The organism is Micrococcus sp. iso_239 (assembly GCF_056173395.1).
In genome coordinates, this window is record NZ_CM149672.1 from 1,846,017 (window position 1) to 1,865,192 (window position 19,176).

At 74.6% G+C, this 19,176-nt stretch carries 20 protein-coding genes; 7 read left to right on the forward strand and 13 right to left on the reverse strand.

Annotation, left to right across the window (positions count from 1 at the left end):
- The first annotated feature begins 55 nt into the window (after nt 1-55).
- From AC0VX2_RS08525 to AC0VX2_RS08540, 4 genes are read left to right on the forward strand one after another with little or no spacing between them, the layout of a single operon-like run.
- Nucleotides 56-1,231, forward strand: coding sequence for an alcohol dehydrogenase catalytic domain-containing protein (locus tag AC0VX2_RS08525; RefSeq protein ID WP_036315890.1), 1,176 nt, complete (start codon nt 56-58; stop codon nt 1,229-1,231).
- The gene (locus tag AC0VX2_RS08530) at nt 1,228-2,259 is read left to right on the forward strand and encodes an NAD-dependent epimerase/dehydratase family protein (protein ID WP_036315887.1); all 1,032 of its coding nucleotides are present in this window, start codon (nt 1,228-1,230) and stop codon (nt 2,257-2,259) included. The genes AC0VX2_RS08525 and AC0VX2_RS08530 overlap by 4 nt, the downstream gene beginning before the upstream one ends.
- Before the next feature lie 5 nt (nt 2,260-2,264).
- Nucleotides 2,265-2,759, forward strand: coding sequence for a transglycosylase SLT domain-containing protein (locus tag AC0VX2_RS08535; protein ID WP_036315883.1), 495 nt, complete (start codon nt 2,265-2,267; stop codon nt 2,757-2,759).
- Nucleotides 2,756-3,787, forward strand: a complete 1,032-nt coding sequence (locus AC0VX2_RS08540; protein ID WP_036315880.1) for a cation diffusion facilitator family transporter — start codon at nt 2,756-2,758, stop codon at nt 3,785-3,787. Before AC0VX2_RS08535 ends, AC0VX2_RS08540 begins: the two co-directional genes overlap by 4 nt.
- Before the next feature lie 8 nt (nt 3,788-3,795).
- On the opposite strand, the gene AC0VX2_RS08545 is transcribed toward AC0VX2_RS08540, so the two are convergent.
- From AC0VX2_RS08545 to galE, 12 genes are all read right to left on the reverse strand, one after another.
- Nucleotides 3,796-4,326 carry a hypothetical protein gene (locus AC0VX2_RS08545; protein WP_036315877.1) on the reverse strand — a complete coding sequence of 177 codons (531 nt, stop codon included), beginning with the start codon at nt 4,324-4,326 and terminating at the stop codon, nt 3,796-3,798.
- 50 nt (nt 4,327-4,376) lie between these two features.
- A complete protein-coding gene (gene tsaD, locus AC0VX2_RS08550; protein ID WP_070708738.1) occupies nt 4,377-5,468 on the reverse strand; it encodes a tRNA (adenosine(37)-N6)-threonylcarbamoyltransferase complex transferase subunit TsaD in 1,092 nt (363 codons plus the stop codon).
- 26 nt (nt 5,469-5,494) lie between these two features.
- Nucleotides 5,495-6,082 (reverse strand): GNAT family N-acetyltransferase, encoded by a 588-nt coding sequence (locus AC0VX2_RS08555; RefSeq protein ID WP_036315873.1) that lies wholly within the window; start codon nt 6,080-6,082, stop codon nt 5,495-5,497.
- Complete coding sequence (tsaB, locus tag AC0VX2_RS08560) at nt 6,079-6,750, reverse strand: tRNA (adenosine(37)-N6)-threonylcarbamoyltransferase complex dimerization subunit type 1 TsaB (protein ID WP_036315870.1); 672 nt, start codon at nt 6,748-6,750, stop codon at nt 6,079-6,081. Before tsaB ends, AC0VX2_RS08555 begins: the two co-directional genes overlap by 4 nt.
- Before the next feature lie 10 nt (nt 6,751-6,760).
- Nucleotides 6,761-7,387, reverse strand: a complete 627-nt coding sequence (gene tsaE / locus AC0VX2_RS08565) for a tRNA (adenosine(37)-N6)-threonylcarbamoyltransferase complex ATPase subunit type 1 TsaE (protein WP_036315863.1) — start codon at nt 7,385-7,387, stop codon at nt 6,761-6,763.
- Complete coding sequence (gene alr / locus AC0VX2_RS08570) at nt 7,384-8,589, reverse strand: alanine racemase (RefSeq protein ID WP_036315861.1); 1,206 nt, start codon at nt 8,587-8,589, stop codon at nt 7,384-7,386. The genes tsaE and alr overlap by 4 nt, the downstream gene beginning before the upstream one ends.
- Nucleotides 8,586-10,163, reverse strand: coding sequence for an NAD(P)H-hydrate dehydratase (locus AC0VX2_RS08575; RefSeq protein ID WP_036315859.1), 1,578 nt, complete (start codon nt 10,161-10,163; stop codon nt 8,586-8,588). Before AC0VX2_RS08575 ends, alr begins: the two co-directional genes overlap by 4 nt.
- The gene (locus AC0VX2_RS08580; protein WP_010080417.1) at nt 10,160-10,540 is read right to left on the reverse strand and encodes a holo-ACP synthase; all 381 of its coding nucleotides are present in this window, start codon (nt 10,538-10,540) and stop codon (nt 10,160-10,162) included. The genes AC0VX2_RS08575 and AC0VX2_RS08580 overlap by 4 nt, the downstream gene beginning before the upstream one ends.
- A complete protein-coding gene (locus tag AC0VX2_RS08585) occupies nt 10,537-11,268 on the reverse strand; it encodes a hypothetical protein (RefSeq protein WP_036315856.1) in 732 nt (243 codons plus the stop codon). The genes AC0VX2_RS08580 and AC0VX2_RS08585 overlap by 4 nt, the downstream gene beginning before the upstream one ends.
- Nucleotides 11,265-13,394 (reverse strand): glycogen debranching protein GlgX, encoded by a 2,130-nt coding sequence (glgX, locus tag AC0VX2_RS08590; protein ID WP_036315853.1) that lies wholly within the window; start codon nt 13,392-13,394, stop codon nt 11,265-11,267. Before glgX ends, AC0VX2_RS08585 begins: the two co-directional genes overlap by 4 nt.
- A 157-nt stretch (nt 13,395-13,551) precedes the next feature.
- The gene (glmS, locus tag AC0VX2_RS08595; protein WP_036315850.1) at nt 13,552-15,423 is read right to left on the reverse strand and encodes a glutamine--fructose-6-phosphate transaminase (isomerizing); all 1,872 of its coding nucleotides are present in this window, start codon (nt 15,421-15,423) and stop codon (nt 13,552-13,554) included.
- 50 nt (nt 15,424-15,473) lie between these two features.
- Nucleotides 15,474-16,529 (reverse strand): UDP-glucose 4-epimerase GalE, encoded by a 1,056-nt coding sequence (gene galE, locus AC0VX2_RS08600; RefSeq protein ID WP_144820156.1) that lies wholly within the window; start codon nt 16,527-16,529, stop codon nt 15,474-15,476.
- Nucleotides 16,530-16,603: 74 nt separating this feature from the next.
- Here galE and coaA point away from each other — a divergent pair, with 74 nt between their 5' ends.
- Genes coaA through mscL form a run of 3 tightly spaced genes read left to right on the forward strand, consistent with a single transcriptional unit; the run spans nt 16,604 to nt 18,849 of the window.
- Nucleotides 16,604-17,614, forward strand: coding sequence for a type I pantothenate kinase (coaA, locus tag AC0VX2_RS08605; RefSeq protein ID WP_044659424.1), 1,011 nt, complete (start codon nt 16,604-16,606; stop codon nt 17,612-17,614).
- A gap of 3 nt (nt 17,615-17,617) precedes the next feature.
- Nucleotides 17,618-18,367 (forward strand): M15 family metallopeptidase, encoded by a 750-nt coding sequence (locus tag AC0VX2_RS08610; RefSeq protein ID WP_041103280.1) that lies wholly within the window; start codon nt 17,618-17,620, stop codon nt 18,365-18,367.
- A 59-nt stretch (nt 18,368-18,426) separates the two neighbouring features.
- Nucleotides 18,427-18,849, forward strand: coding sequence for a large conductance mechanosensitive channel protein MscL (gene mscL / locus AC0VX2_RS08615; RefSeq protein WP_095353616.1), 423 nt, complete (start codon nt 18,427-18,429; stop codon nt 18,847-18,849).
- Nucleotides 18,850-18,943: 94 nt separating this feature from the next.
- Here mscL and AC0VX2_RS08620 read toward each other — a convergent pair whose 3' ends face one another.
- Nucleotides 18,944-19,171, reverse strand: coding sequence for a hypothetical protein (locus AC0VX2_RS08620; protein ID WP_010080407.1), 228 nt, complete (start codon nt 19,169-19,171; stop codon nt 18,944-18,946).
- Between the last annotated feature and the right edge of the window lie 5 nt (nt 19,172-19,176).

Below are 19,176 nucleotides of genomic sequence, written 5' to 3' on the forward strand. Positions count from 1 at the left end.
CCCCGCCGCGCCTGCACGCTTCCGCCGGCCCGCCCGGCGCGGCTACGGTCGCACCATGCGAGCACTGACATGGCAGGGAAAGCGCAACGTCGCCGTCGAGGACGTCCCGGATCCTCGGATCCAGGAGCCGACGGACGCGATCATCGAGGTCACCTCGACCGGCATCTGCGGGTCGGACCTGCATCTGTACGAGGTCCTGGGGCCGTTCATGGACGCGGGGGACGTGATCGGTCACGAGCCGATGGGCATCGTCCGCGAGGTCGGGTCCGAGGTCACCCACATCCGGCCCGGTGACCGGGTGGTCGTGCCCTTCACCATCTCCTGCGGCCGGTGCTGGATGTGTCAGCGCGGGCTGCAGTCGCAGTGCGAGACCACCCAGGTGCGGGAGCAGGGCTCCGGCGCCGCACTCTTCGGCTACTCCCGGCTCTACGGCTCCGTCCCCGGCGGACAGGCCGAGCTGCTGCGCGTGCCCCACGCGGACTACGGCCCCGTGAAGGTGCCGCACACCGGTCCGGATGAGCAGTGGCTGTTCCTCTCGGACGTCGTCCCCACCGCCTGGCAGGGGGTCCAGTACGCGAACGTCCCCGACGGCGGCACGCTCGCGGTGCTCGGCCTCGGCCCCATCGGCCAGCTGGCGGCGCGCATCGGCGTGCACCTGGGGTACCGGGTGATCGGTGTCGACCCGGTCCCCGAGCGCCGCGTGATGGCGGCCCGGCACGGCATCGAGGTCCTGGACGCCGACGGCGGCGAGGCCGAGGTGCTCCGCGAGCGCACCGGCGGCCGCGGTCCCGACGGGGTCGTGGACGCGGTCGGCATGGAGGCGCACGCCTCCCCGGCGGGGCATGCGGCCCACACCGCCGTGGGCCTGCTGCCCGACGCGCTCGGCCGGGCGGCCATGAAGACCGCCGGCGTCGACCGCCTGAGCGCCCTCCACACCGCGATCGACGCGGTCCGGCGCGGCGGCACGGTGTCGCTCTCCGGGGTCTACGGCGGCATGAAGGACCCGATGCCGATGCTCACCCTGTTCGACAAGCAGGTCACCCTGACGATGGGCCAGTGCAACGTCCGTCGCTGGGTGGACGACCTGCTGCCCCTGCTCGACGACCCGTCCGACCCCCTCGGCGTGCTCGACCTGACCACGCACACCGCCTCGCTCGAGGACGCGCCCGCCCTCTATGAGACGTTCCAGAAGAAGGAGGACGGCTGCGTCAAGGTGGTCCTGAAGCCGTGAGGATCGTCGTCCTGGGCGCGACGGGTAACGTCGGCACCGCTGTCCTGCACCGCCTCCAGGCCGCGGACGAGGTGAGCTCGATCGTGGGCGTGAGCCGGCGCGGCCCGGACCGGGCCGGAGCGCCCTACGACGGCGTCGAGTGGCACCGCCTGGACGTGGCGGAGCCCACGGCGGCGGGGCGGCTGCGCGAGATCGTGGCCGGCGCCGACGCCGTCGTCGACCTGGTGTGGGTGATCCGCCCCAACCGCGACCGCGACCACCTGCGCGCCGTCAACGTGGCCGGCAACGAGCGGGTGTTCCGGGCCGTGGCCGAGGCGGGCGTGCCCCACCTGGTCTACGCGTCCTCGGTGGGCGCGTACGGGCCCGGGCCGAAGGGCCGAGCCGTGCCCGAGTCCCATCCCACCACCGGGGTCCCCACCTCGCACTACGCCGCGCAGAAGGCCGAGGTCGAGTCGATCCTCGACCGCGTGCAGGCCGAGCACCCCGAGCTGCTCGTGACCCGGCTGCGCCCCGGGCTGATCTTCCAGTCCGCCGCCGGGCCCGAGATCAAGGACTACTTCCTGGGCGACCTCGTCCCCGCCCGGCTGGTCGCCCGCCTGCGCACTCCGGTGCTCCCGTTCCCGCGGGGCCTGCGATTCCAGGCGCTCACGGCCCAGGACGTGGCGGACGCGTACTGGCGCGTGATCGTCCACCGGGCGGGCGGCGCCTTCAATGTGGCCGCCGACCCCGTGCTGGACGCGCACACCATGGGCACCGTCCTCGGGGCGCGCCGCATCCTGGAGCTGCCCGTGGGCCTGTTCCGCGCGGCCGCGGCGCTGAGCTACCGGGCACGGCTGCAGCCCACCGACCCGGGGTGGGTGGACATGGCCGCAGCGGTGCCCATCATGGACACCACGGCCCTGCGCGCCGCGACCGGTTGGTCCGAGACCACCGACGCCCGGGAGGCGGTCCGCCTCGTGCTTGACCATCTCGACGGTGCCGAAGGTCTGGGCAACGCCGGGCACCGCTCGCACTCGCCCACGGAATGAGGGCGATGACCTTCACCCGCCGGGCCGCCCTGACGGGCCTGCTCGGGGGCGCCGCCCTCGGGTTCACCGCCTGCACCTCCTCCGGCTACCCCGCCGACCCGGACGGCACCCTGGACCGCGTCACGGGCGGGGTGCTGCGCGCCGGCGTCGTGCACCACCCGCCCCACGTGGACGCCTCGGGCGCCGAGCCCGTCGGCCCCGAGCCCGACCTGATCCGCGGGTTCGCGGCGGCGCACGACGCACGCGTCGAGTGGACCGTGGCCGGGGAGGAGGCGCTCATGACCGCGCTGGAGAAGGGCGACGTGGACCTGGTGGCCGGCGGCCTGACGTCGGCGTCCCCGTGGACGTCGCACGCGAGCATCACCCGCGACTACGCCGAGGCGCAGGGTCCGGACGGCGAGCCGGTGAAGCTCGTGATGGCCGTGCCCCTGGGTGAGAATCAGATGCTCACGGCCCTCGAGGCGTACTTCGACCAGCGCGCAGCGGAGGAGGCCCGATGACGCGGCGGAACACCCGGGAGACGGGGCCGAGCGGGCGCCGCTTCGGCGCCACGGAGCTGCCCCCGGAGATCGAGCGCGTGGTCCAGCAGGCCAAGCGGCTCGAATGGGCGACGCTGGGGGTGCTGGTGGTCACGATCGTCCTCGTAGCGGTCGTGATGGGCTCCTCGCAGGCCATGCGTGCCGCGTGGATCGAGGACCTGCTGTCCCTGATCCCGCCGATCGCGTTCCTCATCGCCCTGCGCGTGGCCCGCATGGCCCCGACGCGGGCCCGGCCCTACGGCTCTCACCGGTCCGTCGGGGTGGGGCACCTCGTGGCCGCCGTCGCCCTGTCCGTGATGGGCGTGGTCCTCGTCGGCGACTCCGTGCTGGGCCTGGTGATGGCGGAGCACCCGCCCATCGGCACGTTCGACCTGTTCGGGCACACCGTGTGGCAGGGCTGGTTCATGATGGCCGTGATGGCCCTGTCCGTGCCCGGGCCCATGATCCTCGGCCACAAGAAGCTCAGGCTGGCCGAGCAGCTCCACGACCGCGTGCTGCACGCGGACGCGGACATGAACAAGGCGGACTGGCAGACGGGCGTGGCCACCATCGTCGGCGTGGCCGGCATCGGCCTGGGCTGGTGGTGGGCGGACTCCGCTGCGGCGATCTTCGTGGGCGTGAGCATCGTGCTGGACGGCTGGAAGAACCTGAAGGAGGCCGTCACGAACCTGGCGGATCGCCGCGCCGCCACGATCGACGGCGCCCGGCCGCACCCGCTCATCGACCGTGCCGAGCGGGTCGCCTGGGCGGAGCCGTGGGTACGCCACGCGGGCGCCCGCGTCCGGGACGAGGGCCACGTGTTCCACGTCGAGATGTTCGTGGTGCCGCACGAGGGGGCGGACGTGACGGTGGGCCGCTGCTGCGCGCTGCGGGACGCGATCGCCGCCCTGGACTGGAAGCTGCAGGACGTCGTCGTCGCCCCGGTGGACGAGCTGCCCGCCGAGGTGCACGGCGGTCGGTCCGGGGAGCATCAGACGGGCGAGGAGTAGCCCGGGCCTCAGCCGGCCAGGAACCGGCCCTCGAGGGTGGCGGAGGTGATGCGCTCGACCTCGCGCCGCTGCTCCGCGGTCTTCTCACACAACCCGCGCATCTCGGCGGCATCGACCGCCGGCAGGTGCGGCGCCAGCTGCTCGAGGACGCGCCACATGGAGAGCTTGGCCTGGAGCATCCCCTGCAGCAGGTCCAGTTCGACCTGTGTCCAGGCGGAGCCGCGCGTGCGCAGCGCGTTCACGGGGTTGAGGCGTCCGCCGACCTCGGCCGCCGCGCCGGCGGCCCGGTCCACCAGCGGGGTGCGGAGGCCCAGTTCGCCGATGAGCGCCTCGAGGCGGTCCTGGTCCTCCTGGACGCCGTCGCCGATGCGGCGCAGCGCGGCCTCCTGCGGGGTGCCGGCCCAGGTCTGCTCGGCGGCGCGGAACGCCTTCACACCGGAGCGGGAGCCGAGCAGGTGCTGATTGAGGAAGTCCTCCAGCATCTCCTCGTCCACGGCGGCAGAGGTGGGCTCGGGGCGGGGGTGGTCAAGGCCGGTCACGGGCCCTGTCTACGGAACGCGTGGGCGTGGCGGCAAGAGGCCGGGCGCGGTCAGACGCTGACGATCTCGACCGGCTGTCCCGGGTCCGCGCCGAACCACGCGTCGGAGGGGGCGACGCCGTCGCGCACCAGGCGTGCGCCGAGCGCGGCGACCATCGCCCCGTTGTCGGTGCACAGGTTCACGGGCGGGACGGTCAGCTCGATGCCGGCGGAGCGGCACCGGTCGGCGAGCAGGGCGCGCAGGCGCGAGTTCGCCGCGACGCCGCCGCCGAGCATCAGGTGGGTGAGCCCGTGCTCGCGGCAGGCGCGGACGGCCTTGGCGGTGATCACGTCGGCGACGGCCTCCTGGAAGGAGGCGGCGATGTCCGCGCGCGGCACCTCGAGGCCGCGGGCCTCGAACTGCTCCACGGCCCGGGAGACGGCGGTCTTCAGCCCGGAGAACGACCAGTCGTGCCGGTGCGGGCCGGGCTCCTCGGCGCTGCCGACGAACTTGCCCGCGGTGAGCCCGCGCGGGAAGCGGAAGGCCGTCGGGTCGCCCTGGGCGGCGAGCCGGTCGATCACGGGGCCCCCGGGGTAGCCCGCCCCGATGAGCCGGGCGACCTTGTCGTACGCCTCGCCGGCCGCGTCGTCGATGGTCGAGCCCAGCAGCTCGACCTCGGAGCTGATCCGGCCCACGCGCAGGATCTCGGTGTGCCCGCCGGAGACGAGCAGCGCGCCCAGGTCCGCGGGCAGGTCGTCCCACTGCGCGGGCCGCACGCCGTCCAGCATGCCCACGCCCACGTGCGCCACGAGGTGGTTGATGCCGTAGAGGGGCGTGCCGAGGGCCGTGGCCAGCGCCTTCGCCCCCGCGACCCCCACCATGAGCGCGCCCGCCAGACCCGGGCCGGAGGTGACGGCGATCGCGTCGAGGTCCGCGAGGGTGACGTCGGCGGTGTCCAGGGCGCGGCGGATCGTGGGCACGAGGGCCTCGAGGTGGGCGCGGGCGGCGATCTCCGGGATCACGCCGCCGAAGCGCACGTGCTCCTCGACGGAGGAGGCGACCTCGTGGGCCAGCAGGGCGGTGCCGCGGACGACGCCGACGCCGGTCTCGTCGCAGGAGGACTCGATGCCGAGCACGAGGGGGGCTGCGGTGGCGGTGGGCATGGGCTCCAGTCTAGTGAGCGGCCCGGTCACAGGGCCTTGCGCATGATCACGGCGTCCTCGCCGCCCGGGTAGTAGCGGCGGCGCACGTGCAGCTCCTGGAATCCGTGGCGTGCGTAGAGCCGCCGGGCGACGGCGTTGGAGGCCCGGACCTCGAGCATCAGGGCGCTCGCGCCGCGCGCCGCGGCCTCCGCGGCCATCCAGCGCAGCTGAGCCGCGCCGATCCCCCGCCCCTGCGCCGCCGCGACCGTGCCCACGGTCTGCACGTCGGCGACGTCGCCGACCACCATGATCCCGCCGTAGCCGACGATCTCGCCGGGCGCGGGGCCGTCTTCGTCCGCGGAGCCGGGCGCGGCCACGTCGCGGACGACCACGCGGTAGTCCCGGGTGGGCGGGCGGCCGTGCGCGTCCCGTCCGCCGGCGGGGCCGGTCTGGGCGAGCTCCTCCTCGTAGAAGTGCGCGGGCCAGGCGTCGAGCGGGAAGAGCGTGGCCTCGTGGGCGAGCACCTCGGGGACGTCCCACACGGTCATGGGGCGCAGCAGGTACCCGGGCGGCAGCCCGTGCCCGTCCTCGGCGGGGCGCCCGTCGCCGGTCGGGGCCGGCTCGGCCGGGCTCACGCGCCCGCCCGCTTGCGGGGGCCGGGGACCTTGGCGTCGGACTCGCGCAGGTAGAGCGGCTCGGCGGGCACGAGGCCTCGGCCGCGCCGCAGGGCGAGCTCGGCCACCTGCCCCACCCCGACGGCGGACGGCGTGGCCGACTCCCAGTCCGGCACCGCGCGCAGCGCCTCGGGGTAGAGCCCGGCCCCCGCGCCGTAGACGGGCAGCGGGGTGACCTCGTCCGCCGGCGAGACGAAGGGGCCGTGCAGCAGCGTCGGCTGCCCGCCGACCTGCGCGTAATGGGCCCAGTAGACCTCGCGGCGGCGGGCGTCCGTGGCGACCACGAACTCCTCGATCCCGTGGCGGAAGGCGTCGACGCCGGCCGCGTGGGCGAGCGCGTCGAGGCTGCGGACCCCGTGCACGGGCACGTCCCACGCCAGGCCGAGGGCGGCCGCCGTCGCCAGGCCCGCGCGCAGCCCCGTGAAGGGTCCGGGGCCGACACCGACCGCGAGCGCGTCCAGCGCGGTGCCGGTGACGCCGGCCTCGCCGAGCACGGTCTGCACCGCGGGGGCGAGCACCTCGGCGTGGGCGTGGGTGTCGTCCGTGGCCCAGCGCGCGAGCTCCTCACCGTCCCGCAGGACGGCGACGGAGGCGGCGGCGGAGGAGTCGATCGCGAGGAGCAGGGCCATGGCCGCCAGTCTACGGAAGCACGACGCCGGCCCAGCGCGGGCCGCGGCCGGTCACGACGGCCGAACGCAGCTCCTCGGCCTGGCCTCCGTCCTCGTCGGAGAAGTCGGTGACGATGCCGTCCTCGCCCTCCCCCGCCGGGGCCGCGGGGGCGTCCTCACCCCCGCGGGCCCGGACGATCTCGATGTCCAGCCACGAGGCGTCCGGGTCCTCGGGGAACCCGGCGAGGGACTCGGCCATGCCCCGGCCCCACTCGACGACGGTCACGGAGCGGTCGACGCTCGCGTCCAGGTCGAGGTCCGTGAGCTCCCCCGCCGAGCGCAGCCGGTACGCGTCCACGTGCACGAGGTCCGGGGTGCCCGCCGGGGCGTCGGCCGGGGCGGGGTGGACGCGGGAGAGGACGAACGTCGGCGAGACCACGCCGGAGGCCACGCCGAATCCGCTGGCCAGCCCCTGGGTGAAGGTCGTCTTGCCCGCGCCGAGGTCGCCCGTGAGGATCAGCACGTCGCCGGCGCGGAGCACCCCGGCGAGGGCGCGGCCGAACGCCCGGGTGCCGTCGGCGCCCTCGAGCGGGACCGTCGCCGTCAGCACGGGCTCGGGCAGGGTCGCGCCGGGGGCGGGGATCGCGTGGTCGCTCATGGGCGGGCCTCCTGGGTCGGCGTGGGGTCCACGTGCTGCCGGTCCACGCGGCCCCCGATGCGGGTCACCAGCTCGTAGTTGATCGTCCCGGCGGCCGCGGCCCACTCCTCCACCGGAATGCCGGAGGCCGGTCCGAACAGCTCGACGGCGTCGCCGGGCGCGTCCGCGGCGTCCGGGCCGAGGTCCACCACGAACTGGTCCATCGCGATGCGGCCCACCACGGGGACGGCCCGGCCGCCGACGTGGACGCGCGTGCCCTCGACGACGCGCGGGACGCCGTCGGCGTAGCCGACGGGCACGAGCCCGAGCGTGGTGGGCTCCGCCGTGACGTGGCGGAACCCGTAGGACACGCCCTGCCCGGCGGGGACGGCCTTGACGTTGGCCAGGACGGTGACGAGGGACATGGCCGGGCGCAGCCCGAGCTCGGCGGCGGTGACGCCCGCGAACGGGGAGAGCCCGTACAGGCCCAGGCCGACGCGCACCATGTCCAGGTGCGTGTCCGGCCGGGCGAGGGTGGCCGGCGTGTTGGCCAGGTGCCGCAGCAGTGGGTGGCCGAGCGTCTCGGCGGCCTCGGCGGCCATCCGTTCGAACCGCAGCAGCTGCGCCGTGGTCTCGGCGGCCCGGTCCGGCTCGTCCGCCACGCCGAGGTGGGAGAACACGCCCTCCACCCGCACGAGGCCCGCGGCCTCGAGCTCGGCGGCACGCGCGACGAAGGCGGGCCACCGCTCGGGCGTGCAGCCGTGGCGGCCCAGGCCGGTGTCCGCCTTCAGGTGCAGGACCGCGCGGGCCTCGGGTCCGGCCCCGCCGCGGGCCCGCAGCCCGCGGACGGCGTCGGCGACGGCGTCGAGGTCCCAGCCCGAGACGCCGAGGGTCACCTCCGCCTCCACCGCGGCGGCGAAGTCCGTGGCCCCGGTGTGCAGCCACGCGAGCACGGGCAGGCGCACCCCCGCCGCGCGCAGGGCCAGGGCCTCGCGCACGTGGGCCACGCCGAGCCGGTCCGCGCCGGCGGCCGCGGCGGCGCGGGCGACGGCCACCGCGCCGTGGCCGTAGGCGTCGGCCTTGACGACGGCGGTCAGCAGCGGCCGGCTGCCGTCGGGGCGGCGGATCCGCTCCTGCAGCACGCCCACGTTGTGCCGGACGGCCGCCAGGTCGATGCGTACGGCGCGCTCGGTGTCCGCCGGGGCCACGTCGGCGCGGCTCATCGGACGGCCTCCGGCTCGGCGTCGTCCGGCCACCACAGGCGCGCGACGCGCGCGCCCAGCGCGGCCGGCAGCGTGGCCGTGGTGATCCGCCCGGCGCGGGCCTGGTCGGCCCCGGCCCGGGCATGCAGCCAGGCGGCGGCGGCCGCGAGCCGGGCCGTGGGCGCCGGGCCCGGATCCTCCCCGGCCCGGCGCGCCCGCGAGCGCCGCGCCACGTCCGCGGCCAGGACGGCGCCGATCGCCCCGGAGAGCACGTCGCCGGTGCCGCCCATCGCGAGGTCGGGCCCGCCGCCGGTCACGACCCACGCCTCGCCGTCCGGGGCGACCACGAGGGTGCGCGGGCCCTTGAACAGGACCGTGGCGCCGTGTTCGGACGTCCACGCCCGCAACGCGGCGAGCGGGTCGGCGGCGTCGGCACCGTCCGCGGGGACGCGCTCGCGCAGGCGGGACCACTCCCCGGCGTGCGGCGTCAGGACCACGGGCGTGCCGGCCGCGCGCAGCGACCGCAGCTCGGCGGCGGTGACCAGGTCCAGGGCGGAAGCGTCGGCGACCAGGGCCGCCTCCGGCCGCTCCTCGAGCGCGGCGAGGACGCCGGCCCAGCGCCGCCGCGCGTCGTGCTCGGTGTCCAGGCCGGGGCCGGCCACCCAGGCGTCCGCGCGCGACGGCTCGGGCCCCTCCGCCGAGACCAGCGCCTCGGGGTGGGCGGCGAGCACCAGGTCCCGGGTGGTCTGCGGGCCGGCGTGGTGCACCATGCCCGCGCCCGTGTGCAGCGCGCCCGCGCTCGCGAGCACGGCGGCCCCCGGGTAGCGCTCCGATCCGGCGACGACGGCCACCACGCCGCGCGTGTACTTGTGGGCCTCGGCCGCGGGGGCCAGGTGGGCGGTCCGTGCTGCGGCCTCGTCCATCACGCCCAGCCGCGCGGCCGGCGACGTCGGCAGGTGCGGTCCCAGCCCGATGTCCGCCACGTGCACGGTGCCCGCGCGGCCTGCCCCCTCCCCGAGGACGAGGCCGGACTTGAGGGCGCCGAACGTCACGGTCGCGGCCGCGCGGAGGGCCTCCCCCCGCACCTCGCCGGTGTCCGCGTCGACGCCGGAGGGCACGTCGCACGCCAGCACGAGCGCATCCGCCGGCAACGCGCGCGCCGCGGCGGGCAGCGCATACTCTCCGCTGAAGCCCGTGCCGAGCACGCCGTCCACCACGAGCGCCGCCTCGAAGGGCACCGCATCGGCGCAGCGCCCCCCGACCGCCCGCAGCGCGGCCCAGCCCTCGGCGTGCCAGCGCGGGGCGCCGTCGTCGTCCCGGCGGACGGGCACGGCGACCGCGGCCACGCCGCGGCGCCGCAGGAACGCGAGCGCGAACAGCGCGTCCCCGCCGTTGTTGCCGGGGCCGACGAGGGCGGCCACGGTCGTCCCGGCCACCGGGCCACGTTCGCGCAGCAGGGCGGCGGCGTGCCCGGCCAGGGCCCAGGCGGCGGCGCGCATCAGCTCCGGGCCGCGGCCGGCCGCGAGCAGGGGCTCCTCGGCCGTGCGCACGGCCGAGCCGGTCACGGCGATGCGGGTCAGGTCATCGGCGGTCATGCGGACTCCTCCTCGGCCGCGCGGCGTTCGGCGACCACGTAGGCGGTGGCGACGTCCCCGTCATGGCTGAGGGAGAGGTGCCAGTGGGTGATGCCCAGGGCCTCGGCCTGGGCCTGCACGGTGCCGGTCAGGTGCACGGTGGGGCGGCCGTCGCCGTGGTCCGGGCGCGGGATCCAGCAGTGGTGCCACATCATCCCGGGCGGGGCGCCCATGGCCTTGGCGATCGCCTCCTTGGCGGCGAAGCGCGCGGCCAGCGAGCGCAGCGGCAGGTCCCGCTCATCCTCGGTGAACAGGCGTGCGCGCAGCGCCGGGGTGCGCTCGAGCTGCGCCCGGAACCGCGGGACGTCCACCACGTCCACCCCCACGCCGACGATCACACCGCCCCCGCCCGCCGGGCGCCCACGACGACGGCGCCGGCCTCGTCCCCGACGGGCTGCCCGCGCAGTCGCTTGGCCAGGTCGAGCGGCCACTGCAGCACGCCGGGCAGCTGCTGGTCGCAGCCCGGCGTGAGCATCGCCTTCCCGTAGGCCAGCACGCCGTAGACGCCGTGCTGCAGGCGGCCGAGCCGGTCGAAGCCGGCGTCGAACGCGTACAGGGACACACGGCCCTCCTCGGGGGTGAAGCACCGCTCCGCCAGCAGCCGCGCGCGCTCCACGTGCTGGTGGAAGGTGAGCACGCCCAGGTGGTGCAGGCCGAGCTCGCGCATGCGTTCGCCCGCGTGGATGACCTCGCCCTGGGTGGTCACCGGATCGGGCGCGAAGCACTCGACGGTGACGCCGGCCAGCCGCGGGTCGCGCTCCTCCGGGCCGCCGCACAGCTTCTCGTGCCCGTCCGGCCCCAGGTACGCGGAGACGAAGAGCCGGTCGGTGAGGCCGGACGCGGCGAGCTCGATCGCGGCGTCGTAGACGCGGGGCTGGCTGTAGAGGACGAGGAGGGCGTCCACACGCGGTGCGTCGTCCGGGTGCGGGTCCGTCACGGCGTGCGTGGCCCACCCCGCGCCGAAGGCCAGTGCCAGCGCCGCCAGGGTGGCCACGGTGGCGCAGAGGGCCCGCGCCCACCGCGGCAGGCTACGGCGGACGCGCCCCCGGTCGACCCGCTCGTTCATGCGCCCTCGGGCACCTGCCGCAGCACGACGGTGGAGCGGGCCGGGAGCTCAAGCACGTCCCCGGCACGCACGCGGGGGCGGGTGCCGTCCGGGGCGACGTGGGACGAGGTGTCCACGACGACCTCCCACTCCGCCGGGAACGTGGGCCCGGGCAGGGTGTACGGCACGGGCTCCCACCACGCGTTCATGAGGACGTAGAAGTCCCGGTAGGGCTCCTCCCCTTCCTCGTCCCCGCGGGTGAGCATGTGCCCGTTGAGGTAGAAGCCGATCGACCGGGCCTCGGCGCCCCAGTCGTCCTCCGTCTTGGCGGTCGCGTCCGGCTCGAGCCACACGATGTCCGGCAGGGGCGCCTCGACGTCGCGGGCCGCGGGGCGACCGTCGAAGTGGTGGCGACGGCGGAACACCGCGTGGTCACGGCGCAGCGCGATCAGGTCGCGGGTGAACGCCACGAGCGAGTCGTCCATGGCGGACCAGTCGATCCACGAGATCTCGTTGTCCTGGCAGTAGACGTTGTTGTTGCCGCCCTGGGTGCGGCCCAGCTCGTCGCCGTGGCTGATCATGGGCACGCCCTGGCTGATCAGCAGGGTGGCCAGGAAGTTGCGGCGCTGGCGGGCGCGGAGCGTCACGACCTCGGGGTCGTCGGTCTCCCCCTCCACGCCGCAGTTCCACGAGCGGTTGTGCGCCTCGCCGTCGTTGTTGTCCTCGCCGTTGGCCTCGTTGTGCTTCTCGTTGTAGGAGACGAGGTCGCGCAGCGTGAAGCCGTCGTGGGCCGTGACGAAGTTCACGGACGCACCGGGGCCGCGCCCGTCCCCCTCATACAGGTCGGCCGAGCCGGTCAGGCGGGTGGCGAACTCGCCGAGGGTGCCGGGCTCGCCGCGCCAGAAGTCGCGTACCGCGTCCCGGTACATGCCGTTCCACTCGGACCAGAGGCCGGGGAAGTTGCCCACCTGGTAGCCGCCCCAGCCCACGTCCCACGGCTCGGCGATGAGCTTGACGGTGCGCAGCACCGGGTCCTGGCGGACCACGTCGAAGAACCCGGAGAACATGTCCGGGCCCTGCTCCCCCTCCACCCGGGTGAGGGTGGTGGCCAGGTCGAACCGGAAGCCGTCCACGTGCATCTCGGTGACCCAGTAGCGCAGGGAGTCCATGACCAGCTGGAGGGCCTTGGGGCTGGAGAGGTCCACCGAGTTCCCGGTGCCCGTGTAGTCCATGTAGTGCCGCTCGTCACCCTCGACGAGGTGGTAGTAGCCGGCGTTGTCCAGCCCGCGCAGGCTGAGCATGGGGCCCTTGTCGTTGCCCTCGGCCGTGTGGTTGTAGACCACGTCGAGGATCACCTCGAGACCGGCGGCATGCAGGTCCTTCACCATCTGCTTGAACTCGCGGACCTGGCCGCCCACCTCCGAGGAGGAGGCGTAGGCGGCGTGCGGGGCGAAGAAGCCGAGCGTGTTGTAGCCCCAGTAGTTGCTCAGCCCCTTCTCCTGCAGGGTGGCGTCGTTGACGAACTGGTGCACGGGCATCAGCTCGACGGCGGTCACCCCGAGCTCGGTCAGGTGGCGGACCACCTCCGGGTGGGCCATGCCCGCGTAGGTGCCGCGCAGCTCCTCCGGGACGGCGGGGTGCAGCTTGGTCATGCCCTTGACGTGGGTCTCGTAGATCACCGTGTCCGTGAGCTCGACGGCGGGTGGGGCGTCATCGCCCCAGTCGAAGTCCTCGGCGACGACGACGCCGAGCATGCTCGTGCCCAGGTTGTCCGAGGTGTCGATGCGGTCCGGCTCGTCGAAGTCGTACGAGTGGTGCTGCTGGCCCCACTCGTAGTCGCCGGTGAACGCCCGCGCGTACGGGTCCACGAGGATCTTGGCCGGGTTGTGCCACAGGCCGCGGGCGGGGTCCCAGGGGCCGTGCACGCGGTAGCCGTAGCGCTGCCCGTGGCCGATGCCCGCCACGTGGGCGTGCCACGTGGTGCCGTGCCGCTCCTCGAGAGGGATGCGCGTCTCCGTGCCGTCGTCGGCGACGAGGCACAGCTCGACCGCCTCCACCTCGCGGGAGACCGCGAGGGCGAAGTTGGTGCCGGTCTCGTCCACGGTGGCCCCGAGGGGGTACGGCTGGCCGATCTCCACTGTGTGCATGACTCTCCGGGGTCTCGTCGTGCGGCCCGCCGGGTGCGGCGGGCCTCCTCGGGGAGTCTACTGGGGCGGGAGGACACCGTCCCGGACGCGTCGCGGGCCCGGCCGCTGTGTGGCGGCCGGGCCCGGCAGGAGAGGTCTCGGTGGCCTCAGCGGCGGATCACTCCACCGTGACGGACTTGGCGAGGTTGCGCGGCTGGTCCACGTCGTAGCCCTTCGCCGTGGCGAGCTCGAGGGCGAAGATCTGCAGCGGGACCGTGGTCAGCAGCGGCATGAGCATCGGCTGGGTCTCGGGGACCTCGAAGACGACCTCGGCCTGGCCGCGCACGGCCGCGTCGCCGCGCTCGGCGACGGCGAAGGTGCGGGCGCCGCGGGCGCGGACCTCCTGGATGTTCGAGACCACCTTGGCGTGCAGCGAGTGACGGTCCAGGGGCGAGGGCATGACCACGAAGACCGGCTGGCCGTCGTCGATCAGGGCGATCGGGCCGTGCTTGAGCTCGCCCGCGGCGAAGCCCTCGGCGTGGATGTAGGCGAGCTCCTTGAGCTTGAGCGCGCCCTCCATGGCCACCGGGTAGCCAACGTTGCGGCCGAGGAACAGGACGGAGGTGGCGTCGGCCATGGAGCGGGCGAGCTCCTTGACCTGGTCCTTGGCGGCGAGGATCTCCTCGATCTTGCCGGGGATCGCCCCGAGGTCCGCCAGGATGTCCTTGATCTGGCCGCTGAACAGCTTCTTGTTCAGCTGGGCCAGGTACAGGCCCAGCAGGTAGGCGGCGGTGATCTGCGCCAGGAACGCCTTGGTGGAGGCGACGGCGATCTCGGGGCCGGCGTGCGTGTAGAGCACGGCGTCCGACTCGCGCGGGATCGTGGAGCCGTTGGTGTTGCAGATGGACACGGTGCGGGCGCCCTGCTCCTTGGCGTAGCGGACCGCCATGAGGGTGTCCATGGTCTCGCCGGACTGGGAGATGGACACCACGAGGGTGTGCGGGTCGATGATCGGGTCGCGGTAGCGGAACTCGTGGGAGAGCTCCACCTCCACGGGGATCCGGCACCAGTGCTCGATGGCGTACTTGGCCACCGTGCCCGCATAGGCGGACGTGCCGCACGCCAGGACGATGATCTTGTCGACGGCCTTGAGCTCCTCGGGGTCGATCCGCAGCTCGTCCAGCATCAGGGCGCCGGCGGCGTCCGTGCGGCCCAGCAGGGTGTCCTGCACGGCCTGGGGCTGGTCGTGGATCTCCTTCTCCATGAAGGTCTCGAAGCCGCCCTTCTCCGCGGCCGAGGCGTCCCAGTCCACGGTGAAGCGCTTGCCGTCGGCGGGGCCGCCCCGGAAGTCCGAGATCTCGACGGCGTCGGCCGTGATCGTCACGACCTGGTCCTGCTCGAGCTCGATGGCCTCGCGGGTGAAGTCGATGAAGCCGGAGACGTCCGAGCCGAGGAAGTTCTCCCCCTCGCCCAGGCCGACGACGAGCGGCGAGTTGCGGCGCGAGGCCACCACGCGGTCCGGGTGGTCCACGTGCACGGCCAGCAGGGTGAAGGCACCCTCGAGGCGCTGGGAGGCCAGCTGCATGGCGCGGGTCAGGTCCTGGCCGGCCGCGTGCCGGTAGACGTCGGCGAGGAGGTGGGCGGCCACCTCGGTGTCCGTCTCGGAGAGGAACTCGACCCCCTTCGCGAGCAGCTCCTCGCGCAGCTCGGCGTAGTTCTCGATGATGCCGTTGTGGATGAGCGCCAGCCGGCCCTCGTCCGCCACATGCGGGTGGGCGTTGCGGTCGGTGGGGCCGCCGTGGGTGGCCCACCGGGTGTGGCCGATGCCGACGAGGCCGGTGGGGATGGGGTGCTCGGCGAGCTCCTCGGCGAGGTTGGCGAGCTTGCCCGCCTTCTTCCGGTGGTACAGCTGACCGCCGTCCACCACGGCCACACCGGCGGAGTCGTATCCGCGGTATTCGAGACGACGCAGGCCCTCCATCAGGACGTCGAGAGCGCCGTGCTCACGATCCGACTGGGGCTGGCCGATGTATCCGACGATTCCGCACATGCGCACGAGAATACCGGGCCGGACCCGTCTTCCGCGCACGGCGGGCCGGCTCACTCCGCCCGGGACGAGAACCCCGCGGGATTGGCCTCCTGCCAGGCCCAGAGGTCCCGCACCATCGCGGTCACATCGCGCCGGGCGTGCCAGCCCACCTCGGCGCCGATCGCGTCCACGGCCGCGCACGACTCGGCGATGTCCCCGGGCCGGCGCTCGACCACGCGGTAGGGGATGCGGCCGCCCGTGACCGCCTCGAAGGCGCGCACCATCTCGAACACGGTGACGCCCTCGCCCCGGCCGATGTTCCAGACCCGGGTCGTCGTACCGCCCCCGGTCGCCACCCGGGCCGCGAGCCATTCGAGCCCGGCCACGTGCGCCTCCGCGAGGTCCATCACGTGGATGAAGTCGCGCACGGCGCTGCCGTCGCGCGTGTCGAAGTCCGCGCCGAACACCCGCAGCTCGGGGTACGCGCCGGAGGCCACCCGCGCCACGAAGGGCATGAGGTTCGCCGGCACCCCGCTCGGGTCCTCGCCCAGCCGCCCGGAGGGATGCGCGCCGACCGGGTTGAAGTAGCGCAGCATCGCCAGCCCGCCGCCGTCGACCGTGGCGCAGACGTCGCGCAGCACCTGCTCCGCCATGAGCTTGGAGTGCCCGTAGGGCGAGACCGGGTCCGTGGCCGCGTCCTCGGCGACCGGCACCGGCGCGCGGTCGCCGTACACGGTCGCGGAGGAGGAGAACAGGACCGTGCGGACGCCGGCCGCGAGCGCGGCCTCGGCGACGGCGGCCGTGCCGCCCACGTTCACGTCGTAGTAGGCGGCGGGGCGGGTCATCGACTCGGTGGGCGACTTCAGCCCGGCGAAGTGCACGAGTGCGGCCGGGCCGAAGTCCGCGAGCGCCCCGCGGTAGTCCTCGGGGCGGCGGATGTCGGCCACGTGCAGGCGCAGCCGCGACCCGCCCAGGCGCGTCCCGGCGAGCTCGGCGACACGCTCGAGCGCCGTCGTCGTCGCCGTGACCAGGCTGTCCAGGACGAGGACGTCGTGGCCCGCCTCGAGCAGCGTGAGCACGGTGTGGGATCCGAGGTATCCGGCACCGCCGGTCACGAGAACGCGCATGGGCCGATCCTATCCGGGCCCTGTGACGTCACGCGGGGGCCCGCTCCGGGCGGGCCGCGGCCATAATGGATCGGGTGACCTACACCCCCCCGACCTCCGAGCTGCCCCTCGTGGGCCCCGAGGAGCCCGCGGACGCCGTGCCCGACGGCCACCAGCGCTCCCCCTTCGTGGAGCTGGACCGCCAGACCTGGGCCCGTCTCGCCTCGGAGATGGCGCAGCCCTTCGACCAGGCGGACGTGGAGCGTCTGCGCGGCCTCGGCGAGCATCTGTCCCTGCGCGAGGTTGCCGAGGTCTACCTTCCGCTCTCGCGCCTGCTGAGCATCAACGTGGAGGCCTCCGCGGCCCTGCGCAGCGCGACCAACGCGTTCCTCGGCGAGCGGACGGGGCGCACCCCGTACGTGATCGGGGTGGCCGGGTCGGTCGCCGTCGGCAAGTCGACGACGGCGCGCGTGCTCCAGGAGATGCTGCGCCGCTGGCCGACGACGCCGCGCGTCGAGCTGGTCACCACGGACGGCTTCCTGCACCCCAACGCGGTGCTGCACGAGCGCGGCATCATGTCCCGCAAGGGCTTCCCCGAGTCCTACGACCGCCGCGCGCTGCTGCGCTTCATGGCGGACGTCAAGTCCGGGGCGCAGGAGGTGCGCGCGCCCGTGTACTCGCACATCACCTACGACATCGTGCCGGGCGAGGAACAGGTGGTGCACCGTCCCGACGTGCTGATCGTGGAGGGACTCAACGTGCTGGCCCCGCCGCGCACCCGGGCCGACGGCACCGCCGGGCTCTCCGTCTCCGACTTCTTCGACTTCTCGGTGTACGTGGACGCGCGCGCGTCCTGGATCCGGTCCTGGTACATCGACCGGTTCATGGGTCTGCGCTCGGGGGCCTTCGCCGACCCGCGCAGCTACTTCCACCGGTACTCCTCCCTGTCGGACGCCGAGGCTCAGGCGACGGCCGAGTCCATCTGGGACTCCATCAACGGCCCGAACCTCGAGCAGAACGTGCGCCCGACCCGCGGGCGCGCCCGGCTGGTGCTCACGAAGAACGCGCAACACGAGGTGACCCGCGTGCTGCTGAGGAAGGTCTGATCCATGCGTCGCACCCTCCCTCTCGCCGCGCTGGCCGCGCTCGCGCTGCTCGTGGCCGGTTGCGGCACGCCCGCCGCGGGCCCGTCCTCGACGCCGACGACGCCGACGTCCGGCGCCGCGAGCGCGGCCGCGTCGTCCGGCGCCGCCTCGAGCACGGCGCCGTCGTCGAGCACGCACGCCGACCCGGCCGCCCTCGACGTCGTCGTGAACAAGACCCGCCCCGTGGCTCCGCCCGACTGGGCGCCCTCGGATCTGGTGGCCGTGCCCGGCAGCGAGCTGTCCCTGCGGGCGGAGGCCGCGACGGCGGCCGGTGACCTGCTGGATGCCGCCGCGGCGGCGGGTCACCGCCTCACCACCCTGAGCGCCTACCGCTCGTACGACTACCAGGTCCGGACGTACGGCCACTGGGTCGACGAGCTGGGCCGCGCCGAGGCCGACCGCGTCTCGGCGCGTCCGGGGTACTCCGAGCACCAGACCGGCCTGGCCTGGGACGTGGGCGACGCCGCGACCCCCGCGTGTGACCTGGAAGCGTGCTTCGGCGACACTGCCGCGGGCCGCTGGGTGGCCGCGCACGCCGCCGAGTACGGGTTCGTCATCCGCTATCCCGTCGGGGCCGAGGACGTGACGGGCTTCGCCCACGAGCCGTGGCACCTGCGCTACGTCGGGTCCGCGGAGGCGGCCCGGGTCGAGGCGGCCGGCGGCGTCCTCGAGACCGCGTGGGGCCTGCCTCCGGCGCCGGACTACGCGGACTGAGACGCACGACTCGCTCGACGGTGTACCGCGCCGAATTCGCCACACGTAGGATTCTCCCCATGCTCCAGGGATTCAAAGACTTCATCATGAAGGGCAACGTCCTCGACCTTGCCGTCGCCGTCATCATCGGCGCCGCCTTCGGCAAGATCGTGAACGCGCTCGTCGAGGCGGTCCTCATGCCGCTCATCGCCGCCGCCGTGGGCTCGCCGAACTTCGACTCGTTCGCCGTGCTGACGGTCAACGGCAACGACGTGAAGTTCGGCGTGCTGCTCACCGCCATCGTCAACTTCCTGCTCATCGCCGCGGCCGTGTACTTCGCCATCGTGATGCCGATGAACAAGATGACCGAGGCCCGCAACCGCCGCCTCGGCATCGACCCCGCCGAGGAGGAGGTGCCCGCCGACGTCGCCGTGCTCACCGAGATCCGCGACCTGCTCGCCGAGCGCCGCGGCGGCCCCACCTCCGGGACCACCACCCTCTGATCTCCCCCTGTCCGACGCCGAAGGGCCCGGGACGACTCACGCGAGTCGCCCCGGGCCCTTCCTTCATGCCCGCGGCGGCGCGGGGGCCGTGCCCTCAGGGACGCGACGTCGTCCGGTCCGCGCTGGACCCGGCGTCCGGGGCGACCTCCGAGTCCTGCCGGTCCGGATCCAGGCACGGCAACCACTCCACGGGGGCGCTCTGCCGCGCGCACACGGGCGCGTCCACGGCGAGGAACGCGGCCGACCACAGGACCGCCAGCCCCGCGAGCAGCCCCGCGAACAGGGTCCAGCGGCGGGGCCGGGGGGCCGCGTCCGACGTCATCGGTC